This window comes from Curtobacterium sp. PhB78, assembly GCF_003751685.1.
In the GTDB taxonomy this organism is placed as follows: Bacteria; Actinomycetota; Actinomycetes; order Actinomycetales; family Microbacteriaceae; genus Curtobacterium.
This window is the reverse complement of the sequence record NZ_RKIA01000010.1, coordinates 28,317-46,441: the sequence shown is the minus strand read 5'-3', so window position 1 is coordinate 46,441 and position 18,125 is coordinate 28,317. Positions and strand designations below refer to the sequence as shown.

Below are 18,125 nucleotides of genomic sequence, written 5' to 3'. Positions count from 1 at the left end.
CGGGCGCTCCCGTGCGGACACGGGCATCATGTGCGCATGAGGTCGATCTGGAAGGGCTCCATCGCGTTCGGGCTCGTCAACGTGCCCATCAAGGTCTACGCGGCCACTGAGACGCACGACGTGTCCCTGCACCAGGTCCACGACGAGGACAAGGGCCGCATCCGCTACAAGCGCGTCTGCGAGTTCGGGCACGAGGTCGAGTACGCCGACATTCAGCGCGCCTACGACGACGGCGACAAGACCGTGGTGCTCACTGCGGACGACTTCAAGCAGCTCCCCGAGGAGCAGTCGCACGAGGTCGAGGTGCTCGAGTTCGTGCCCGTCGACCAGGTCGACCCGATGATGTTCGAGAAGACGTACTACCTGGAGCCCGACTCGCGCTCGCCGAAGGCCTACGTGCTGCTGCGCGAGACCCTGGCGAAGACCGACCGGCTCGCGATCGTGCAGTTCACGCTGCGCCAGAAGACCCGGCTCGGCGTGCTGCGTGTTCACGACGACGTGATCCTGCTGCAGGGGCTGCTGTGGGGCGACGAGGTCCGAGCCGCCGACTTCACGGCGCTGGACTCGTCGGTGAAGGTCAGCGCGAACGAACTGAAGATGTCCTCGTCGCTCGTCGAGAGCATGTCGACGGACTTCGATCCCGACCGCTACACCGACTCCTACCAAGAGGAACTGCAGCAGCTCATCGACGCCAAGCTCGACGCCGGTGACGACATCGACACCGAGAAGACGTTCGGCGCGAAGGAGGACGAGGACGACGAGGGCGAGGGCGGTGACGTCCTCGACCTGATGGCCGCCCTGCGTGCGTCCGTGGACAAGAAGCGGACAGGAGGCTCGGGGTCGCGTTCGGCGTCGAGCTCACGTTCGTCGTCGGGTTCGGACAAGAGCGCGTCTGGGTCCACGAAGAAGGCGCCGGCTGCGAAGGCGCCGGCTGCGAAGGCCGCGGCGAAGAAGTCAACGGCGGAGAAGGCCCCTGCGAAGAAGAAGGCGCCCGCCAAGAAGCCCCCGGCGAAGAAGGCACCCGCCGAGAAGAAGCAGGCGAGCTAGCCCGAGCCGCCCGATGCGGACGGCCTCGCAGCCCAGTATGCTGAGATTTCAGGGCGAGAGGGGTGGCGAATGCCGGAACGGATGCAGGTGCTGGTCACGGTCAAGGCGGCACCCGAGCCCTCGAACACCTACATCGACACGGTCTGCGTTGCCGGCGTGCGCGTCGATGGCGACCGGCGCGACTGGGTCCGCCTGTACCCGGTGCCCTTCCGGCATCTCTCGACAGATCAGCAGTTCAAGAAGTACGACGTGATCGAGGTCGACACGATCCCCGCGAAGTCAGACAGTCGCCACGAGAGTCGTCGACCGATCTGGGACTCACTTCGCGTCACGACCAACCTCAAACAGAAAGCCGCACGCGAACGCGTCCTCTCGACCTTGATCGGCCCGAGCATGTGCGATCTGATTGCGGGAGTGCACCGCCATCAGGACTCTCAGTCCCTCGGCCTTGTGCATGTGGCTCGCTTCGATCGCCTTGTCATCAGCCGGCACAAGGGCTGGTCGCAATCGCAACAGCGGGCGGTCGAAGCCGCAGTTTCACAGCCGACGCTCTTCGACGATCCGGGCTCTGCACGAGCGCCGCTGCAGCCGCCGCGGTTCGTGGTGAAGATCCGGTACCGGTGCGACACCGCGAGTTGCCCCGGTCACGAACCGTCTCTGCTCGATTTCGAGCTGTCGGCGCTGCAGTACCATCAGCGGCACCTTTCGGACGATGCGCTGAAAGCCCAGATCGAGCGCAAGTTCGGCGATGAGCAGTTCAGCTCCGACCGGCGCACATCGCTGTTCGTCGGCAACATCGCCGACCCTCCGAAACGAAGGAGCTTCTCGGCGCTCGGAATCCACCACGTACCGAGGGACTCGGACTGGGGTTCGACGCTCTTCTGAGTCAGACCACGAGGGCAAGCGCCCCGACGCCGAGCGCCTCCAGGACAAGTTCCCGATGACAGTGTGATCCGTCGGCCTCAAAGCACATCAGCGCGACGCGATGGCCGGTGGCGAGCTCCCGGATCTGTGAGAGTGCATCCTGCGCTGCTTCCGATCGCAGGAGTTGCTGGTACGCAGTCCGGCTTGCATCCGCCGCGGGGCCGGTCGTGCTTGCGAAACCATCGCGGTTCGTCTTGGGGTTTCCGAGTGCGCGGAGGTGGCTGTAGCCGAGGCCCGCCGCGCCCAGCCCTGCCCGCAACGCCGTCTTCGAGAGGCCGCGCTTTCGTGAGATCGGGTTCAGTCTGACGTCCACGACGTGGTCTACACCGCGGAGGCGCAGCTTTGCAATGAGTCCGTCGAGGTCAGATCCCTCGTAGCCGATCCCGATGATTCGCTGCGGCGTCATCGGACCAGTCAAGCACGGACGGAGACACGACACGAGCCGGTAACACGCGTCCGCGAGACTGGACCCATGACTCCACAAGAGCCAGGGAGCCTGCAGTCGTCACCCGAGACCGCCGGCCCGCCCGTCACCGTGTCCATCACCCGCCTGGTCGAACCCGACCGCATCCCCGAGGTCACCCACTGGGTGCAGTCCGGCGTGAACCTCGCCAACCGCTACCCGGGGTTCCTCGGCTCCGGGTGGGTGCGGTCCCGGGCGCAGTCCCGCGAGTGGCACATGCTCTACCGCTTCGCCGACCACGACTCGCTGGCCACGTGGGAGAACTCCGACGACCGGCTGCGCTGGCTCGACCTCGGTCGCGACCTGGTCGTGGAGTCCCGCGTCGAGAAACGCACCGGCATCGAGGGCTGGTTCGACGTCCCGCAGGACGCCCCGGCCTCGAGCGCTCCCCCGCGGTGGAAGCAGGCGGTGAGCATCTGGCTCGGCTTCTTCCCGGTGAACCTGGCGTTCACGATCGTCGTCGGGCTGCTCGTGCCGTCGTTCGCGGGACTCGCAGCGCTGCCGCGGGTGCTCATCACGACGCTCGTGCTCACACCGATCATGACGTTCTGGGTGCTGCCCTTCGTGACGAAGCTGATCCGTCCGTGGCTGCTCGCTCCGCCGAGGTCCGAGCGGGCTTAACCGACGAACCCGAGCGGCACGGGCCCACCGTGGCCGAGGGCGTCCCATCCGATCTGCAGCATGTGCGGCCGGGCCTCGGCGGCGGAGGCCTCGGTCTCGTACGTCAGCGCGAGCATCACGATCGCACCGAACGCGCCGGAGACCCGCGCCCGCCGATCGAGCGGGGTGGCCGTGGCGTCGGCCATGTCGATGCCGAACACGTCGAGGAGCGTCGCGGCGACCGGTTCGAGCCGGACGCCGACGTCGTCCCCGCGCCGCAGGGTGAACGCCGCGAGGGCGAGTTCCGCCCACCCCGGCCGGGCGAGTGCGAGGTCGGCGATCCCCGCGAGCGCCGCGGCGTCGCGGGACTCCCCCGCGGGGGCGGCGGCGGCAGCTGCCCGGATCGCCTCGGTCTGCACGGCGCACTGCGCGAGCGCGGCCTCGACGAGCAGCTCCTTGCTCGTGAACCGGGCGAGGATGCCCGCCTTCGAGTAGCCGGCCTGGTCGGCGACGGCCTGCACGGCGGTGTCCTTGATGCCGCGGCGGGCGATGAGTCCGGCGGTGATGTCCAGGACGTCCCCGTTGATCTCCTCGGCAGAGGGCCGAGCACGGCGCGCGGGGCGGGTCATGCGCGGACCGCCGCGGCTCGTGCCGCCCGCCGCCGGGTCCCCGCGACCAGCAGGGTGATCCCGGTCATGAGCTCCCACGCGACGATCGTGTACACGGACGCACGCTCCCACACGCCGTCGGGGAGCAGGTCGATCACCGTCGACGACGAGTCCACGACGAGCATCACGAGGGAGACGAGGCCAAGGATCCCGAGCACGACGCTCGCGATCCGGTAGGCCGCCGGTGCCCGCAGCGCCCGGGACCCGATGCCGACGGTGATCGCCACGAGGTTGCCGGTCGTGATCGCTGCTGCGGCGCCGAGGACGTGGAACACGATGGTGCCGCCGTCGGTGCTCGTCTGGCTGCCGTGGAACGAGCCGACCAGGACCATCCCGACCAGGTGGACCACGGCGAGGACCGCGGTCGCCACCCGCGCACGGCGGGACGCGGCACGGAACACCACGACGGCGAGCACCGCTGCGATCCCGAACAGGACGCCCTGCCCGATGAACGTCGTGTTCATGAGCGCGTGCAGCGGTGAGTCGATGGACCGCCCCTCGAACGCGCCGACGTCGGGGACCCCGAGGTCGGAGATGTAGTTCGTCGCGTAGCTGTAGCCGGGGAACGCCGACGCCGAGACGGCTTCGCCGACGAGCCATCCGACTCCCGCGACCGTCCAGAGTGCGCCGGGGACGAGCGCACGGGGTGTGTCCGTTTTGGTCATGTACTGACCATAACGGTCACTACTGGGAGTTGCCCAGCACCGACAGCTGGTCGAGCCGCTCGAGGATCACGCCCTCGCGGAGCGCCCACGGGCAGATCTCCAGCGCCGGCAGGTCGAAGATGTCGAGGCAGGCCTCGGCCACGAGCGCACCCGGCACCACCTGGTGCGCACGGCTCGCCGACACCCCGGGCAGCGTCGCGAGTTCGTCGACCGACATGGTCAGGAGCGCCGGCAGCTTCGACCGGAGCACGTCACCGTCGAGCACCCGCGGCACGAGCGGACCGGCACCCGAGGGCGCCGCCCCGCAGATCCGCGCGATCGACCGGAAGGTCTTCGAGGTCGCCACGGCACGGTCCGGACGTCCGGCGCGGAGCAACTTGCCGGCGTCGCGGGCGATCTCCACGCGGATCTCGTGCCGGATGCGGCGGACGTCGTCCTCGGTCGGGGTGCCCGCGGCGAAGTACGAGCGGGCGAGCCGTGCAGCACCGATCGGCATCGACCACGCGACGTCCGGAGCCTCGTCGGCGCCCCCGGCGATCTCGAGCGAGCCGCCGCCGATGTCGAACACCGCGAGCCGTCCGGCCGACCACCCGAACCACCGCCGGACCGCCAGGAACGTCAGTCGCGCCTCGTCCCCACCGGACAGCACGGCCAGTTCGACCCCGGTCGAGGCCTCGACGTGGGCGAGCACCTCGTCGGAGTTCACCGCGTCGCGCACGGCCGAGGTCGCGAACGCGAGCATGTCCTCGCAGCCGCGTTCCTCGGCGACGCGGACGGCGTCCGCGACGAATCGCGTCAGCGCGTCGACGCCCTCAGGCGTCACCGCGCCGGCGTCGTCGAGGTGCTCGGCCAGTCGGAGCGGCTGCTTGAACGAGGACGCCGGCAGCGGCGCGGCGCCGCCGTGGGCGTCCACCACGAGCAGGTGGCCGGTGTTGGACCCGATGTCGAGGACTCCCACGCGCATGCCACAACGCTAGCGGCCGGGCCGGCGATCAACGGCCGGGAGGCCCGTCCTCCGCCCGCAGGAACGCCTCGAGTTCCGCCGTGGTCGGGTACGAGGCCTGTGCGCCCGCCTTGGTCGCGGCGTACGCCCCGACCCCCACCGCGAACCGTGCGGCGTCGACGAGGGAGTCTCCCACCGCCAGCCGCAGGGCCACCGAACCCATGAAGGCGTCGCCGCAGCCCGTCGTGTCCACCGGCTCGACCCGGACGGCGTCGATCGACACCGGGTCCGCCTCACCGTCGTGCACGACGCAGCCCGAGCCGCCGCGGGTGACGATCGAGCGCTCGACACCGTGCTCGCCGAGCGACTCGGCCTCGTGCTCGTTGACGAGCAGGACGTCGGTGAGCTCGAGCAGCTCGGCGGGGACGTCCCCGAACGGCGACAGGTTCGTCAGCACCGCGACCCCGGCGGCGTGCGCTGCCCGGGCTGCGGCGAGGACGACGTCGATCGAGACCTCGAGGCACAGGCCGAGCACGCCGGCGTCGTCGAATGCGTCGGCGGGCACGTCGTCCGGCGTCAGCGTGCCGTTGGCGCCGGCGGAGATCACGATGGTGTTCTCCCCCGCGGCGTCGACCGTGATGACGGCGGTGCCGGTGGCCACGCCCTCCCGGACGGCGACGTGCGTCGTGTCCGCACCCGCAGCCGCGACGGAGTCGCGGAGCAGTGCACCGTTCCCGTCGTCGCCGACCGCACCGATCATGCGGACCGTGCCCCCGAGCCTCCCGGCAGCCACCGCCTGGTTGGCGGACTTGCCACCCGGCAGGATCGCCAGGTCGGACCCGTGCAGGGTCTCACCGGGCTTCGGGAACCGCTCGGTCCGGACCACCAGGTCCGCGTTGAGCGATCCGACGATCACGATGGTCTGGGTCAACGGACGGTCTCCTTCTGCGGCGCGACGGACGTGGTCTCGGCGCTCTCCGGGCGGGGGATGAGGAACGAGATCGCGAGCGCGGCGGTCGTGATCACGGCACCGAGCAGCATGCCACCCGAGTACCCGGCGGTGCCCGCGGACCCGCCGACCCCGAGCGCGATCTGCAGCGCCGGCAGGACGGCGAAGCTGACCCCGGCACCGAGGTTGAACGCACCGGCGTTCAGACCGGGCAGGAAGCCGGGGTTCGACTCCGGCGAGAGCACGATGCCCAGGCCGTTCAGGATGATGTTCGCGATGCCGGCGTACGTGATGCCGATCAGGACGGTCGCGGTGACCAGGACCGGCAGCGAGTGCACGCCCACCAGTGCCATCAGGACCGTCGAGACGATGCTGCCGATCAGGCCGAAGCGGAGCACGGCGCGGTAGCCAATGGTCGGCGCGAGGCGTCCGGCGAACGGACCGACGATCCAGCCGACCAGCGCGTACGGGGTGAGGAACACCAGCGAGGCGAGGTCGGGTTCCATGCCGAAGCCGGCGTCGCCGTTCTGCGCGAGCGACGTGACGAGACCGTTGACGACCGCGAAGACGCCCGTCATGGTCAGGAAGGTCGTCGCGAGGAGCGCCCACGTGGCACGGCGCTTCAGGAACCGGGTCTCGACGAGCGGCTCCTTCACGCGGGACTCGACCGCCCAGAACACCGCGAAGGCGGCGAGCGCGACGACGACACCGCCGATCACCAGTGCCGGGTTGGCGGCACCGAGCTTGCCGGCCTCGTTGAACGCGGTGAGCAGGGCCCCGACCGAGACGACGAGGGGCACGACACCGATCCAGTCCATCCGGGTACCGGCGGACGGCTTCGACTCCACACCCCACACGGCGACGAGCGCCAGCGCGATGACGGTGACGACGGCGATGACCCAGAAGATCCCGCGGAACCCGAAGTTCGTGGCGATCCAGCCACCGGCCAGGGCATCGACCCCGGCGATGCCGCCGTTCACGGCGGTGAGCAGACCGAGCGCGGCGCCGTAGCGCTTCGGGTCGGCGATCTCGTTGCGCAGGACGAGCAGGCAGATCGGGACGACCGGACCGGTGACACCCTGGATGATCCGGCCGGCGAACAGCATCGGCACGTTCACGGCGAGTGCGGCGACGATGCTGCCGACGAGCATCACGGCGAGCATGCCGATCAGGACGCGCTTGCGGCCGACGATGTCGGACAGGCGCGGCAGGAACAGCGAGAACAGTGCCGCGAGCGTGAAGTACAGGGTCTGCGAGAGCCCGATGGTGGCGTCGTCGGTCTTGAGCTCGCGCGCCATCGTGACCAGCGCGGGGCTGAGCATGCTCGCGTTGAGCTGGAACGCGATGCACGCTGCGAGGAGCGCCGCGGTGAGGGCGCCGATCGACTTCTTCGTCGATGTGGTGGTCATGGTGCTCAGATCTCCGAGGTCGTGGTGGTGGTCGTGGCGGCGCGCGGGGTCCAGCCGGTGTCAGGGGTCTCGCCGATGCGCTCGAGGGCGTCGACGACCAGGTCCCAGAACCGTTCGTGGTCGAGCTCCATGGCGGCGCTCGTCCGGCAGTCCTCCGGCGCGGGCGCACGGAAGTCGGCGACGGTCATGCCCAGCGTCAGGGTGCCCTGGGTCTCGATGTGGATCGGGACCTTCACGGCGCGGACGATGGTCGGGTCGATGACGTAGGCGACGGCGCAGGGGTCGTGCACCGGCGGGGCGTCGAAGCCCTGGGCGTCCTTGTAGGTCTGGCCGAAGAAGTCGAGCAGCTCGCCGACGAACGCGGCGGGGGCGGTGCCGACGGCGGCGATGCGTGCGGCGACCTCGGGGGTGGCGAGGGCCTGGTGCGTCAGGTCGAGTCCGACCATGACGACGTCCCAGCCGGCGTCGAAGACGATCGACGCGGCCTCGGGGTCGATGACGATGTTGAACTCGGCGACGGGGCTCCAGTTGCCGACGTGCACGCCGCCGCCCATGAGCACGACCTGCTTGACGCGCTCGACGATGCGGGGTTCCTTGCGGGCCGCGAGGGCGATGTTCGTCAGGCCGCCGGTCGGCACCAGCGTGACGGTGCCGGGCTCGTGCGCCATGACCGTCTCGATGATCAGGTCGACGGCGTGCCGCTGGTCGAGCTCGAACGAGGGCTCGGGCAGCATCGGCCCGTCGAGTCCGCTCTCGCCGTGGATGTCCGGCGCGACCTCGATCTGGCGCAGGAGCGGACGATCGGCGCCCGCGGCGAACGGCACCCCGGTGATGCCGGCGATGCGCGCGACGGCGAGGGCGTTGCGGGTGACCTTCGGCAGCGTCTGGTTGCCGACGACGGTGGTGACGGCCAGGAGCTCGATGTCCGGGTTGCCGTGGGCCAGCAGGATGGCGACGGCGTCGTCGTGGCCGGGGTCGCAGTCGAGGATGATCTTCGCGGGCTGGGTCGCACTGGGCACGCTGGGCGCTCCACTTCTTCGGGGAATCGAGGGGTCTGTGCTCGACGCGGTGGGGATCCGCGGTCCGACAGAGCGTCGTCACGCAGCGCGTCAAGCGTTTGACATCGAAACACGTCAAGCGTTTGACGTCAAGTCGTCGAGGCCTCCTCGGTAGCATCGACCCGTGCCTTCATCCGTCGCCCCGGGCCGCCGTGTGACCGCTGCCATGGTGGCCGAGCGCGCCGGCACGAGCATCGCCACGGTCTCCCTGGTCGTCAACGGCAAGGACCGCGGCCGGGTCTCCGTCCCCATCGCCACGCGGGTGCGCGACGCCGTCGACGAGCTCGGCTACGTCGTCGACCACGCCGCGAGCTCCCTGGCGCGCGGCAGCGGCGACCTGGTCGTCCTCATCGCCCCCGACCTGTCGAACCCCTTCTTCGCCGAGGTCATCCGCGGCGTGCGCGACACCATCGGTGACCGGTTCCAGCTCGTGCTGTCGGTCACCGAGCGCGGCGCGCAGCCCCTGGCAGCCGATGTCCGCCGCTTCGAACGCCTCCGGCCGGCGGGCATCCTCGTCGACGCTCCGGCCGCGGGCGAGTCGATGTCGGCGAGCGTGCCCGTGGTGCTCCTCGACGCCCCCGGTGGTTCCGAAGCGGTCAACTACGACCTCTCCCCCGGCGTCCACGACCTCGTCGCGCACCTGCACGAACAGGGGCACCGCCGCGTCGGGTACCTCGACGGGACCTCGCGTGCGACGACGTTCGGGGTCCGACGCGAGCTCTTCGAGCAGGAGTGCGCCGCCGCGGGCATCACCGTGTCCGAGGTCACCGCCCGCGCCGACCTCACCGTGGACGCCGCTGCCTCGGCCACCGAGCACGTCATCGAGGCCTGGCAGGACGACGACGTCACCGCGGTCGTCGCCGCGGCGGACACCCTGGCTTACGGCGTCCTGCGCGTCGCCGGGTCACTGGGCATCGCGGTTCCCGGGGAGCTCGCGGTCGCCGGCTTCGACGACCTGCCGTCGTCCTCGGTCACGGCACCCGCGCTGACGAGCGTCGCCCTGCCCGGCGCCGACCTCGGGCGCGCGGCCGCCGAACGGCTGCTCGCGACGCTCGACGGCACCGCGGCCGAGCCGGCAGCGCTCCCCACCCGCCTGGTCCGGCGCGCGAGCACCGGCGCGTAGCGCCCGGTCGCGCGACCTCACGCGCTCAGCGACACCTCACGCGTGCTGGAACGCGCGAGGTGTCGCTCACCGCAAAACGCCGGCCGCGGCAGTGGACGCGACCGGACGACGGACGGGAGGCGCGGTACCAGCTGGCACCGCGCCTCCCGTCAGCACGCCGTCGTCTCCACAACGCGCCCCGCGATCCGCAGGACGCCGCCGGATTCGGCGGCGTCTCGCTCAGTCGGAGGCGTCCCGGCGGGACGCCGGCGTCTCACCACCCGACGACCCGGACTCCGCCGAAACGGACTCCGCCCGGCTCGCGCGCTGCGCACGCTCGAGCTCGTCGGCCTCGTCGCCACCGACGGCCTCGCCACGGGCAACCATGCCGGCCGTGTCGGAGAGCGTGATCTGCGGCAGGAACAGGGCGAGCAGGAACGCCACCGCGATGAAGGGCAGCAGGTACCAGAACACGGGCGCCAGCGAGTCGGCGTACGCGTTCACGATGCCGTCCTGCACTGCCTCGGGCAGCTTCGCCACGGTCGCGGGGTCGATGCTGCCCGCCGACGACGCCGCATCGGTCGCCGAACCGCCGGCCCCGGTGAACACGTCGGTGAGCGACGTCGTGAGCCGGGCCGTGAACAGGGCACCGAACACGGCGGTCCCGAGGGAGGCGCCGACCTCGCGGAAGTAGTTGTTCGTCGAGGTCGCGGTGCCCACCTGCTCGGCCGGCACGGCGTTCTGCGCGACCAGGACGACCACCTGCATGATCAGTCCGAGCCCGGCGCCGAAGACGAACAGGTACGCGCAGATCAGCCAGATCGGGGTGGCCGCGGCGAGCTGGGTCATCGCGAGCATCGCGATGGCGACCAGGACCGTGCCGATGATCGGGAACATCCGGTAGCGGCCGGTCTTGGTGATCAGGTTGCCGGACGCGATCGAGGTGCCGATCAGGCCGACCATCATCGGCAGCATCAGCAGACCCGACACCGCGGCCGAGGTGCCTGATGCCATCTGCAGGAACGTCGGGACGAAGCCGATCGCGGCGAACATGCCGATGCCGAGCACCAGGCCGATGCCGGTCGCGAGCAGGAAGGTGCGGTTCTTGAAGAACGACAGCGGCAGGACCGGGTCCTGCGCACGTGACTCGACGAGCACGAGGAGCGCGGCGGAGACGACGAGCCCGGCGAACCACGCCCAGGTCTCGGGGGCGTCCCAGCCGTGGTCCTTGCTGCCGCCGAACTCCGAGAAGAACACCAGGCACGTGGTCGCGGCGGACATGAAGAGCACGCCGAGCACGTCGATGCGCTTCGTCGCCTTCTTGTTCGGCAGGGTCAGCGCGAACCACGCCACGAAGAACGCCGCGATGCCGACCGGGATGTTGATGTAGAACGCCCAGTTCCAGGTGAGGTGGTCGACGAAGAAGCCACCGAGCAGCGGGCCGCCGATCGCGGACAGGCCGAAGATCGCACCGAGCGGGCCGAGGTACTTGCCGCGCTGCGAGGCGGGCACGATGTCGGCGATGATCGCCTGCGACAGGATCATCAGACCGCCGCCGCCGAGCCCCTGCATGGCGCGGAACACGACGAGCTGCGTGAAGTCGCCGGCGAAGGCGCACCCGGCCGACGCGATGGTGAACAAGGCGATCGCGATGAGGAACAGGTTGCGGCGGCCGAGGACGTCACCGAACTTGCCGTAGACGGGCATCACGATGGTCGATGCGAGCAGGTACCCGGTCGTCAGCCATGCCTGGTGCGCGACACCGCCGAGTTCGCCGACGATGGTGGGCATCGCCGTCGAGACGATGGTCTGGTCGAGGCTGGAGAGCAGCATCCCCGCGATGAGCGCGGAGAAGATGATCCAGATCCGGCGCTGTGTCAGCAGCAGCGGTCCGTCGGTGCCGGGGCGGGCACGCTTGGTGGTGCCCGGCGCGGTTGCGCTCATGGTGTGTGGTCCTGTCCGGTGGTGATGGCCGCCCTCATCAGGCGGAGGTTCTGGGTGAGCAGCTCGTCGAACGGCGGGCCGGTGGTCTCGTCGAAGGCGTCGTCGAAGTAGGTCTCCGCCGTCACCTTGAGCAGCCCGGCGGCGGCCTCGGTGACGAGGCGCGCACGGCGGTCGGCGGGGTCGTCCCATCCGAACCGCAGCCGCACGGCGTCCGTGATCCGAGCGAGCTGCACATCGGTGGCCGACAGGAACCGCGCGACGAGCGCCGGTTCCCGCTCGAAGACCCGGCGCACCAGGACCTCGTCCGCACGGTCGATGCCGACGCGGTGGAACTGGTCGATCGCCAGCGCGACGATCGAGTCGAGCGGGTCGAGTCCGCCGGGGACGATCCCGCCCTCGGCGTACCGGTCGATCGCCTCGACGTCGGCGTGCAGCTCGATGCCGAGCACAGCGTCGTCCTTCGACGCGAAGTGGTTGAAGAACGTGCGCCGTGACACCCCGACGGTCTCGCAGAGCTGCTCGATCGTGAAACCGCTCAACCCGTGCTCGACGGTCGCCCGACGCGCTTCGACGATCATGCGTCGGCGCAGTGCGCGGGTGCGTTCGGTGGTACTCACCGAGCAAGAATTGCACTATCTTCCTGAGAGTGCAATACGGGCGGGAAGCCTCAGAGCGCCTTCTCGAAGCAGAACGACCACGGCATCGTCGCCGCGTACGGCGCGTAGACCGGGATCGGGCTCCACCCGGTCTTCTCGTACAGGGCGACCGCGTCGGGCTGCTTGTCACCGGTCTGCAGGATGAGCCCGGGTGCGCCGAGCTCGCGGCCGATGCGCTCGCACTCGTCGAGCAGCCCGGTGGCCGTACCCTTGCCGCGGGCCGACGTCAGCACGATCAGTCGCTTCAGCTCGACCTCGTCGCCGAGACGGCGGATCGCGATGTGCCCGACGGCGTCACCGGACTCGTCGAGCGCCAGGACCGAGGTGACGACGGTCGACGGGTCGACGGACAACGCGCGGCTCCGCTCGGCCGTGATCGCCGGGTCCTCGTCGCCGTTCGACGAACCGTAGCGTTCGTGCATCTCGTCGTCCATGCGGGCGCGGAGCACCACGGATCGGGGGTCGTCCCAGGGCACGCGTTCGATCGTGATCACGGTCGACGATCCTGTCACGGATGTCGGCAGCGGTGCATGCTCACGCGCGCCCGCCCAGCGCGGCGATCGCGCCGTCCCCGGACCGCAGCGCGGCGAGCACGGCAGCGGCGTCGTCGTGGACCTCGGCGGCGCCGACTCCGCGGAGTTCGTCGCCGCCGATGCCGCCGGTCATCACCGCGACGCAGGTCACGCCGACGCGTCCGGCCGATTCGACGTCCCACATCGCGTCGCCGACCATCACGGCAGCGTCCGCACGCACACCGGCCCGGTCGAGTGCCACCTGGATGATCCCGGGGTCCGGCTTCGCCTGTTCGACGTCCTCGGAGCTCGTCACCGCGGTGAGCCACTCCTCGGCGTCGAGCAGTTCGCGCAGCCGCGTCAGTTCGTGCTCCGGCGCACTCGTCGCCAGGACGACGGCGTGCCCGGCCTCGGCGACCGCACGGAGCAGGTCACGGGCGCCCGGCAGCAGCCGAAGCTGCGGCATGTGCTCGGCGAAGTAGGCGGTGTTGAACTGCTTCACGGTGTCGCGCGTCTCGTCGGACGCGTCCGGCAGCAGCGTCTCGAGCAGCTTCGCGGAGTCCATGCCGATCGCGCGGTGGATCCGCCAAGCGTCGACGGACTCGCCCGCTGCGCGGGCAGCGCGCCACCAGGCATCGATGTGGGCGTAGTTCGAGTCGACGAGCGTGCCGTCGATGTCGAAGAGGACTGCGGTCGAGGGAGCGTCGGACATCCCTCCATGCTGCCCGGGAGGCGCGGATCGCCTCCCAGGAGCACGGTCGCGTCCGTCAGACGGTGACGTGCTCACCCGCCTGGAGGATCGTGGTCGGCACGCCGCCGAGACCGTCGGTCCCGAGCATGCGGACGTTCATCTGCTGTCCCGCATCGCTCAGCAGGAGCTCGTGGATCTGGATCGCGCGCTGCGGCGCGACCTCGCGGACGTAGTCGACGGCGGCGGCGGTGTGCGCCCACGGGCCGCTCGTGGGGATGAGCAGCGTGCCGACCGGGACCCCCGGCACGAGGTAGGCGTCGCCCGGGTGGAAGACGGCACCGTTGACCAGGTAGCCGACGTTCGCGATCGTCGGGATGTCGCGGTGGATGACGGCGTGCTCCTCGCCGAAGACCTGCACGGAGAACGGCCCGACCTCGAACGCGTCACCGGCACGGACCGCAGCGACGCGGCCGTCGTGGTCACCCAGCTGCTCGACGATCGCCGCCGGCCCGCGGACCACGAGCGACGGGTTCGCGTCGAGCCCGGCACGGACGGCGTCGACGTCGAAGTGGTCGGCGTGCTCGTGGGTGATGAGGACTGCGGCGGCAGCGCCGGCAAGATCAGCAGCCTCGGGCGTGAAGGTACCCGGGTCGATGACGAGGGTGGTGCCGTCCTGCTCGAGGACGACGGTGGCGTGGTTGTACTTCGTCAGCTCCATGCCGACAACACTACAACTGTGTTGTACTTCTGGTGGCCGATCCGGGTGAGGGAGCACTCAGTCGGCGCGCCGGGCCAACCGTTCGAAGATGCCGGGCAGGCGTTCGAGGGCCGCGCGTTCCTCGTCGTCGAGTTCCTCGCGGATCGCCGTCGCCAACCAGTCGGCCCGCGCCGTCATGTCCCGGCGGAGGACCTCGCTGCCGGTGTCGGAGATGCGGATGACCGACACGCGGCGGTCGGTGTCCGACGCCGTCCGCTCGACGTACCCGAGGTCGGCGAGCTCCCCCACCGTGCGCGACTGCCCCTGGTGCTTCACCGCCCGGCGACGTGCCAGCTCGGCGATCGGCATCGGACCCTCGCGCTCGAGGAACCCGAGGGTCGTCGCGTGGGCGGTCGGCAGCGAGTCCGCCTCCCGTCTCGCAGCGCGCACGACGCGACCGATCGCGTGCCGGAGCTCCACGGCGAGTTCGTCGGTCCGGTCCATGCCCGGAACGCTACCGCGTGGCCGCACAGCGGACCTCCGGTTGGATCGGAGGATGGTCCGCGTCTCCGTCGTCATCCCCGTGCGCGACGACGCTGCGCACCTGCGACGCTGCCTCGACGCCCTCGCAGGCCAGACGCTGCTCGCCGACGAGGTCGTCGTGGTCGACAACGGCAGCCGGGACGACAGTGCCGAGGTCGCCCAGGCAGCGGGGGCGATCGTGCTCACCGAACGCATCCGTGGCATCGCCCGGGCCTCGGCGCGCGGCTACGACCGGGCCTCCGGGGACGTCCTCGTCCGGCTCGACGCCGACTCCGTCCCGCCGCCGGGGTGGATCGCCGACGCGGTGCGGCTGTTGGCCGATCCGTCGGTCGTCGCGGTGACCGGACCCGGGTGTCCGCACGACGGCGGACCGCTGATCGGCCGACTGTGGGACGCCGTCTACATGCGGCCGTACTTCGCGCTCATGTGGGCCGCGCTCGGCCGCCCACCGCTGTTCGGTTCCGCGATGGCGATGCGGTGGTGGACCTGGGACGCGGTCCGCAGCCGAGCGCACCGCGAGGACTCCGAGGTGCACGACGACGTCGACCTGAGCATGCAGCTCGACCCGGCCTGGCGGGTGGTGGCCGACCCCGTGCTCACGGTGCAGGTGTCCGCGCGACCGTTGTCGGGCCTCCCGTCCGCACTGTTGCGGACGCGACGCGCCTTCCACACGTTCCGCGTGAACGGCCGGCGGGCGAACCCGGTGCGTCGGTGGGCGCGGCGCGTGCGCGTGGGGCTGCGGGTACGCCGCGGATGGCGAACCCGCTGACGGGGTCACGGAACGGTGACGCTTGCGGACGCCGTCAGCACGTCCGCCTACGTTCGGGTGTGCGGGCACGTCCGCACGACGAACGAGGGGGAACGATGCGGCGATCAGCGCGCACGACGACATCCGGGATCACGGCGACGCTGACGGCGGCACTGGCGATCGGACTCGCCCTGTCAGGCTGCGCCCAGAGCGCACCAGCGGGGCCGGGCACGCCGTCCGCGACGACGGCGGAGAGCACCGGCACAGCGAGCACCGGCACACCGAGCGCCAGCACGAGCAGCACTCCGGAGCCGACATCGACGATCACGCAGGTCCCCGGGGTCGACTACGACGGCGGCACGGTGCCGGCGAGCTGCACCGATCTCATCACCCCCGGCAAGTGGGACGACGCGTTCGCCTCCACTCCGCTGAACGACCCCTCGGTCGTCGGCGACCCGATCGCGATCCCGAAGAGTGCCTTCACCCCCGTCCTGCAGGCCGACGGCAAGCGTCTGTACTGCGTGTGGCGGGAACCGCAGGCCGACATCTCCTACCTGTCGATCGCGGTCGACGTCGTGGACTCGGCAACCGCGAGCGCAGCGCTGCAGAAGCTGCCGGACGACGGTTACGACTGCGGCAACGAGGCGGAGGGCTACCAGTGCCAGAAGGTGTCGAAGAACGAGCAGTACCCCGTCACCGACGGGGACACCTACTTCACGCGTGGTGACATCGGCATCCACATCCAGCAGTCGAACATCGAGACCTCGGGGCTCCTCGACGACGTCATGGACCACGTCTTCACGTCGTAGACCGAGCGGGCCAGCGGGCCCGCGGGTCAGCGCGTCGGTCGCGACCGCACGTGCGCTCGCTCCCCCTGGGGCCCGTACAGGCACATCACCTCGGTCACCGAGTCGGTGACGTTGCCCATCCAGTGCGGGGTGTGGGTGTCGAACTCGGCGACCTCACCCGGCCCGAGGTCGAGGTCGTGTTCGCCGAGCACCAGGCGCAGGCGGCCGGACAGGACGTAGAGCCACTCGTACCCCTCGTGCGTCTTGAGCGACGGTTCGCCGCCCGGTGTGTTCGGTGGGAACAGCTGCTTGAACGACCGCACGCCGCCGGTGCGCTTCGTCAACGGCACGACGACCCGGCCGCCGTGCACCTCGGGCTTCATGTGCACCCGGGGGTCGCCGGTCTGCGGTGCTCCGACCAGGTCGTCGAGCGGCACCTGGTACGCCCGCGCCAGTGGGAGCAACAGCTCGAGCGTCGGCTTGCGCTGCCCCGACTCGAGCCGCGAGAGCGTGCTCACCGACACCCCGGTCTCCTCCGACAGGGCGGCGAGCGTGACGTCCCGGTGGGCGCGGAGCGCGCGCAACCGCGGCCCCACCCCGTCGACGACCTGGGCGGTCGTGCGGGGGGCGACTGGTTCCTGCAGGCCGTGGGACATGCTGCCCAGTTTGCCACATCAGCAAGGTTCCTTGCTGTCCGCGACCGATCGGCCGCATGCTCCTTGCATGCGTGATCACTACGACGTCATCGTCATCGGCGGAGCAGCCGCCGGCCTCTCCGCCGCCCTCGTCCTCGGGCGTTCCCGCCGCTCCGTCCTCGTCGTCGACGCGGGCGAGCCCCGCAACGCGCCGTCGGCCGGCGCCCACAACTACCTCGGGCGCGAGGGCATCGCCCCCGCCGAGCTGTCCGCGATCGGTCGCGACGAGGTCGCCGCCTACGGAATCGAGGTGACGGCCGGGAGGATCGTGGCCGCGTCCGCCACGACGGGTGACGGCACCGACCCGGTCGGCTTCTCGGTCACGCTGGACTCCGGCACGGTCGTCACCGCCCGCAGGCTCGTCGTCGCCTCCGGCGCCGTGGACGTCCTGCCGCAGGTGCCCGGCCTGGCCGAGCAGTGGGGGCGCGGGGTCGTGCACTGCCCGTTCTGCCACGGGTGGGAGATCCGCGACCAGCGCATCGGCGTGCTCGTGACGACACCGAACGGCGTGCACCACGCGCTGATGTTCCGGGCGTTGAGCGAGCACGTGACGGCGTTCGTCACCGATCCGGCACTCGTCGACGACACCGCCCTGGCCGGTTTGCGGGCCCGCGGGATCGAGGTCGTGGACGACACGGTCACGCAGGTCCGCTCGTCGGAGGGCACGCTGACCGGGGTCACGCTCGGCTCCGGCGAGGTCGTCGAACTCGACGCCCTGGCCGCGGCGAGCACCGCTGAAGCGCGCGTGGACTTCCTGTCCGGGCTCGGCCTGGTCGCCACCGACCAGTTCATGGGTGACTTCCGGTACGCGAGCGCGCTGACGGTCGACCCGGCCGGGCAGACCTCGGTGCGCGGTGTGTACGCGGCCGGCAACGTGGCGGCCCCGATGGCGACGGTCATCGCGTCCGCTGCCGCCGGGGTCCAGGCCGGGGCTGCGGCCCACGGCGACCTGGTGCAGGCCGACCTCGCGGCAGCGCTGGCCGCCGCGGCGGGCTCCGGGCGAGTCTCGGCCTGAGCGACAGT

Annotated in this window: 21 protein-coding genes; 7 read left to right on the top strand and 14 right to left on the bottom strand. The window is 70.7% G+C overall.

Going from position 1 to position 18,125, the window contains the following annotated elements; translation table 11 throughout:
- The first annotated feature begins 36 nt into the window (after window positions 1-36).
- Both EDF53_RS18385 and EDF53_RS18380 read left to right on the top strand, forming a co-directional pair.
- Window positions 37-1,047: a Ku protein gene (locus EDF53_RS18385; protein ID WP_123294894.1), complete on the top strand. Its 1,011-nt coding sequence runs from the start codon at window positions 37-39 to the stop codon at window positions 1,045-1,047.
- A gap of 69 nt (window positions 1,048-1,116) precedes the next feature.
- Window positions 1,117-1,932 (top strand): hypothetical protein, encoded by an 816-nt coding sequence (locus EDF53_RS18380; RefSeq protein ID WP_133937556.1) that lies wholly within the window; start codon window positions 1,117-1,119, stop codon window positions 1,930-1,932.
- Window position 1,933: 1 nt separating this feature from the next.
- On the opposite strand, the gene EDF53_RS18375 is transcribed toward EDF53_RS18380, so the two are convergent.
- Window positions 1,934-2,377, bottom strand: a complete 444-nt coding sequence (locus tag EDF53_RS18375; RefSeq protein ID WP_123294892.1) for a DUF488 family protein — start codon at window positions 2,375-2,377, stop codon at window positions 1,934-1,936.
- A 66-nt stretch (window positions 2,378-2,443) separates the two neighbouring features.
- Here EDF53_RS18375 and EDF53_RS18370 point away from each other — a divergent pair, with 66 nt between their 5' ends.
- Window positions 2,444-3,055 carry an antibiotic biosynthesis monooxygenase gene (locus EDF53_RS18370; RefSeq protein ID WP_123294891.1) on the top strand — a complete coding sequence of 204 codons (612 nt, stop codon included), beginning with the start codon at window positions 2,444-2,446 and terminating at the stop codon, window positions 3,053-3,055.
- On the opposite strand, the gene EDF53_RS18365 is transcribed toward EDF53_RS18370, so the two are convergent.
- Genes EDF53_RS18365 through EDF53_RS18340 form a run of 6 tightly spaced genes read right to left on the bottom strand, consistent with a single transcriptional unit; the run spans window position 3,052 to window position 8,687 of the window.
- Window positions 3,052-3,663, bottom strand: coding sequence for a TetR/AcrR family transcriptional regulator (locus EDF53_RS18365; RefSeq protein ID WP_123294890.1), 612 nt, complete (start codon window positions 3,661-3,663; stop codon window positions 3,052-3,054). The genes EDF53_RS18370 and EDF53_RS18365 overlap by 4 nt on opposite strands.
- Window positions 3,660-4,367 (bottom strand): DUF998 domain-containing protein, encoded by a 708-nt coding sequence (locus EDF53_RS18360; protein WP_123294889.1) that lies wholly within the window; start codon window positions 4,365-4,367, stop codon window positions 3,660-3,662. Before EDF53_RS18360 ends, EDF53_RS18365 begins: the two co-directional genes overlap by 4 nt.
- Window positions 4,368-4,386: 19 nt before the next feature.
- Window positions 4,387-5,331 carry a Ppx/GppA phosphatase family protein gene (locus EDF53_RS18355; RefSeq protein WP_123294888.1) on the bottom strand — a complete coding sequence of 315 codons (945 nt, stop codon included), beginning with the start codon at window positions 5,329-5,331 and terminating at the stop codon, window positions 4,387-4,389.
- A 28-nt stretch (window positions 5,332-5,359) separates the two neighbouring features.
- A complete protein-coding gene (locus EDF53_RS18350) occupies window positions 5,360-6,241 on the bottom strand; it encodes a ribokinase (protein WP_123294887.1) in 882 nt (293 codons plus the stop codon).
- The gene (locus tag EDF53_RS18345) at window positions 6,238-7,668 is read right to left on the bottom strand and encodes an MFS transporter (protein WP_123294886.1); all 1,431 of its coding nucleotides are present in this window, start codon (window positions 7,666-7,668) and stop codon (window positions 6,238-6,240) included. Before EDF53_RS18345 ends, EDF53_RS18350 begins: the two co-directional genes overlap by 4 nt.
- A gap of 5 nt (window positions 7,669-7,673) precedes the next feature.
- Window positions 7,674-8,687 (bottom strand): nucleoside hydrolase, encoded by a 1,014-nt coding sequence (locus tag EDF53_RS18340; RefSeq protein ID WP_123294885.1) that lies wholly within the window; start codon window positions 8,685-8,687, stop codon window positions 7,674-7,676.
- Window positions 8,688-8,850: 163 nt separating this feature from the next.
- On the opposite strand from EDF53_RS18340, the gene EDF53_RS18335 reads away from it, so the two are divergent.
- Window positions 8,851-9,849: a LacI family DNA-binding transcriptional regulator gene (locus tag EDF53_RS18335; RefSeq protein ID WP_260216126.1), complete on the top strand. Its 999-nt coding sequence runs from the start codon at window positions 8,851-8,853 to the stop codon at window positions 9,847-9,849.
- 219 nt (window positions 9,850-10,068) lie between these two features.
- Here EDF53_RS18335 and EDF53_RS18330 read toward each other — a convergent pair whose 3' ends face one another.
- Genes EDF53_RS18330 through EDF53_RS18305 form a run of 6 tightly spaced genes read right to left on the bottom strand, consistent with a single transcriptional unit; the run spans window position 10,069 to window position 14,832 of the window.
- Window positions 10,069-11,772 carry an MDR family MFS transporter gene (locus EDF53_RS18330; protein WP_123294884.1) on the bottom strand — a complete coding sequence of 568 codons (1,704 nt, stop codon included), beginning with the start codon at window positions 11,770-11,772 and terminating at the stop codon, window positions 10,069-10,071.
- The gene (locus EDF53_RS18325; RefSeq protein WP_260216124.1) at window positions 11,769-12,389 is read right to left on the bottom strand and encodes a TetR/AcrR family transcriptional regulator; all 621 of its coding nucleotides are present in this window, start codon (window positions 12,387-12,389) and stop codon (window positions 11,769-11,771) included. Before EDF53_RS18325 ends, EDF53_RS18330 begins: the two co-directional genes overlap by 4 nt.
- 50 nt (window positions 12,390-12,439) lie before the next feature.
- A complete protein-coding gene (locus EDF53_RS18320) occupies window positions 12,440-12,922 on the bottom strand; it encodes a GNAT family N-acetyltransferase (protein ID WP_260216122.1) in 483 nt (160 codons plus the stop codon).
- Window positions 12,923-12,962: 40 nt separating this feature from the next.
- Complete coding sequence (locus EDF53_RS18315) at window positions 12,963-13,652, bottom strand: HAD family hydrolase (protein ID WP_123294882.1); 690 nt, start codon at window positions 13,650-13,652, stop codon at window positions 12,963-12,965.
- Between the two features lie 55 nt (window positions 13,653-13,707).
- Window positions 13,708-14,349, bottom strand: coding sequence for an MBL fold metallo-hydrolase (locus EDF53_RS18310; protein WP_123294881.1), 642 nt, complete (start codon window positions 14,347-14,349; stop codon window positions 13,708-13,710).
- Between the two features lie 57 nt (window positions 14,350-14,406).
- On the bottom strand, window positions 14,407-14,832 hold the full coding sequence (locus tag EDF53_RS18305; protein ID WP_123294880.1) for a MarR family winged helix-turn-helix transcriptional regulator: 426 nt from the start codon (window positions 14,830-14,832) through the stop codon (window positions 14,407-14,409).
- A gap of 52 nt (window positions 14,833-14,884) precedes the next feature.
- Between EDF53_RS18305 and EDF53_RS18300 the strand changes: the two genes are divergently transcribed.
- Together EDF53_RS18300 and EDF53_RS18295 are read left to right on the top strand one after the other, a co-directional pair.
- Window positions 14,885-15,640, top strand: a complete 756-nt coding sequence (locus tag EDF53_RS18300; RefSeq protein ID WP_123294879.1) for a glycosyltransferase family 2 protein — start codon at window positions 14,885-14,887, stop codon at window positions 15,638-15,640.
- A 95-nt stretch (window positions 15,641-15,735) separates the two neighbouring features.
- A complete protein-coding gene (locus tag EDF53_RS18295; protein WP_123294878.1) occupies window positions 15,736-16,428 on the top strand; it encodes a hypothetical protein in 693 nt (230 codons plus the stop codon).
- Between the two features lie 26 nt (window positions 16,429-16,454).
- Here EDF53_RS18295 and EDF53_RS18290 read toward each other — a convergent pair whose 3' ends face one another.
- Window positions 16,455-17,063 carry a helix-turn-helix domain-containing protein gene (locus tag EDF53_RS18290; protein ID WP_123294877.1) on the bottom strand — a complete coding sequence of 203 codons (609 nt, stop codon included), beginning with the start codon at window positions 17,061-17,063 and terminating at the stop codon, window positions 16,455-16,457.
- A gap of 67 nt (window positions 17,064-17,130) precedes the next feature.
- Between EDF53_RS18290 and EDF53_RS18285 the strand changes: the two genes are divergently transcribed.
- Entirely contained in the window at window positions 17,131-18,117 is a 987-nt protein-coding gene (locus EDF53_RS18285) for an NAD(P)/FAD-dependent oxidoreductase (RefSeq protein WP_123294876.1), read from the top strand.
- Window positions 18,118-18,125: the final 8 nt, after the last annotated feature.

Excerpts from the sequence above, each read along its gene's own strand:
- EDF53_RS18370 (WP_123294891.1), top strand. The coding sequence starts at position 2,444 with ATGACTCCACAAGAGCCAGGGAGCCTGCAGTCGTCACCCGAGACCGCC.
- EDF53_RS18290 (WP_123294877.1), bottom strand. The coding sequence starts at position 17,063 with ATGTCCCACGGCCTGCAGGAACCAGTCGCCCCCCGCACGACCGCCCAG.
- EDF53_RS18330 (WP_123294884.1), bottom strand. The coding sequence starts at position 11,772 with ATGAGCGCAACCGCGCCGGGCACCACCAAGCGTGCCCGCCCCGGCACC.
- EDF53_RS18300 (WP_123294879.1), top strand. The coding sequence starts at position 14,885 with ATGGTCCGCGTCTCCGTCGTCATCCCCGTGCGCGACGACGCTGCGCAC.
- EDF53_RS18345 (WP_123294886.1), bottom strand. The coding sequence starts at position 7,668 with ATGACCACCACATCGACGAAGAAGTCGATCGGCGCCCTCACCGCGGCG.
- EDF53_RS18310 (WP_123294881.1), bottom strand. The coding sequence starts at position 14,349 with ATGGAGCTGACGAAGTACAACCACGCCACCGTCGTCCTCGAGCAGGAC.
- EDF53_RS18285 (WP_123294876.1), top strand. The coding sequence starts at position 17,131 with ATGCGTGATCACTACGACGTCATCGTCATCGGCGGAGCAGCCGCCGGC.
- EDF53_RS18375 (WP_123294892.1), bottom strand. The coding sequence starts at position 2,377 with ATGACGCCGCAGCGAATCATCGGGATCGGCTACGAGGGATCTGACCTC.
- EDF53_RS18295 (WP_123294878.1), top strand. The coding sequence starts at position 15,736 with ATGCGGCGATCAGCGCGCACGACGACATCCGGGATCACGGCGACGCTG.
- EDF53_RS18380 (WP_133937556.1), top strand. The coding sequence starts at position 1,117 with ATGCCGGAACGGATGCAGGTGCTGGTCACGGTCAAGGCGGCACCCGAG.
- EDF53_RS18315 (WP_123294882.1), bottom strand. The coding sequence starts at position 13,652 with ATGTCCGACGCTCCCTCGACCGCAGTCCTCTTCGACATCGACGGCACG.
- EDF53_RS18360 (WP_123294889.1), bottom strand. The coding sequence starts at position 4,367 with ATGACCAAAACGGACACACCCCGTGCGCTCGTCCCCGGCGCACTCTGG.
- EDF53_RS18355 (WP_123294888.1), bottom strand. The coding sequence starts at position 5,331 with ATGCGCGTGGGAGTCCTCGACATCGGGTCCAACACCGGCCACCTGCTC.
- EDF53_RS18305 (WP_123294880.1), bottom strand. The coding sequence starts at position 14,832 with ATGGACCGGACCGACGAACTCGCCGTGGAGCTCCGGCACGCGATCGGT.
- EDF53_RS18365 (WP_123294890.1), bottom strand. The coding sequence starts at position 3,663 with ATGACCCGCCCCGCGCGCCGTGCTCGGCCCTCTGCCGAGGAGATCAAC.
- EDF53_RS18385 (WP_123294894.1), top strand. The coding sequence starts at position 37 with ATGAGGTCGATCTGGAAGGGCTCCATCGCGTTCGGGCTCGTCAACGTG.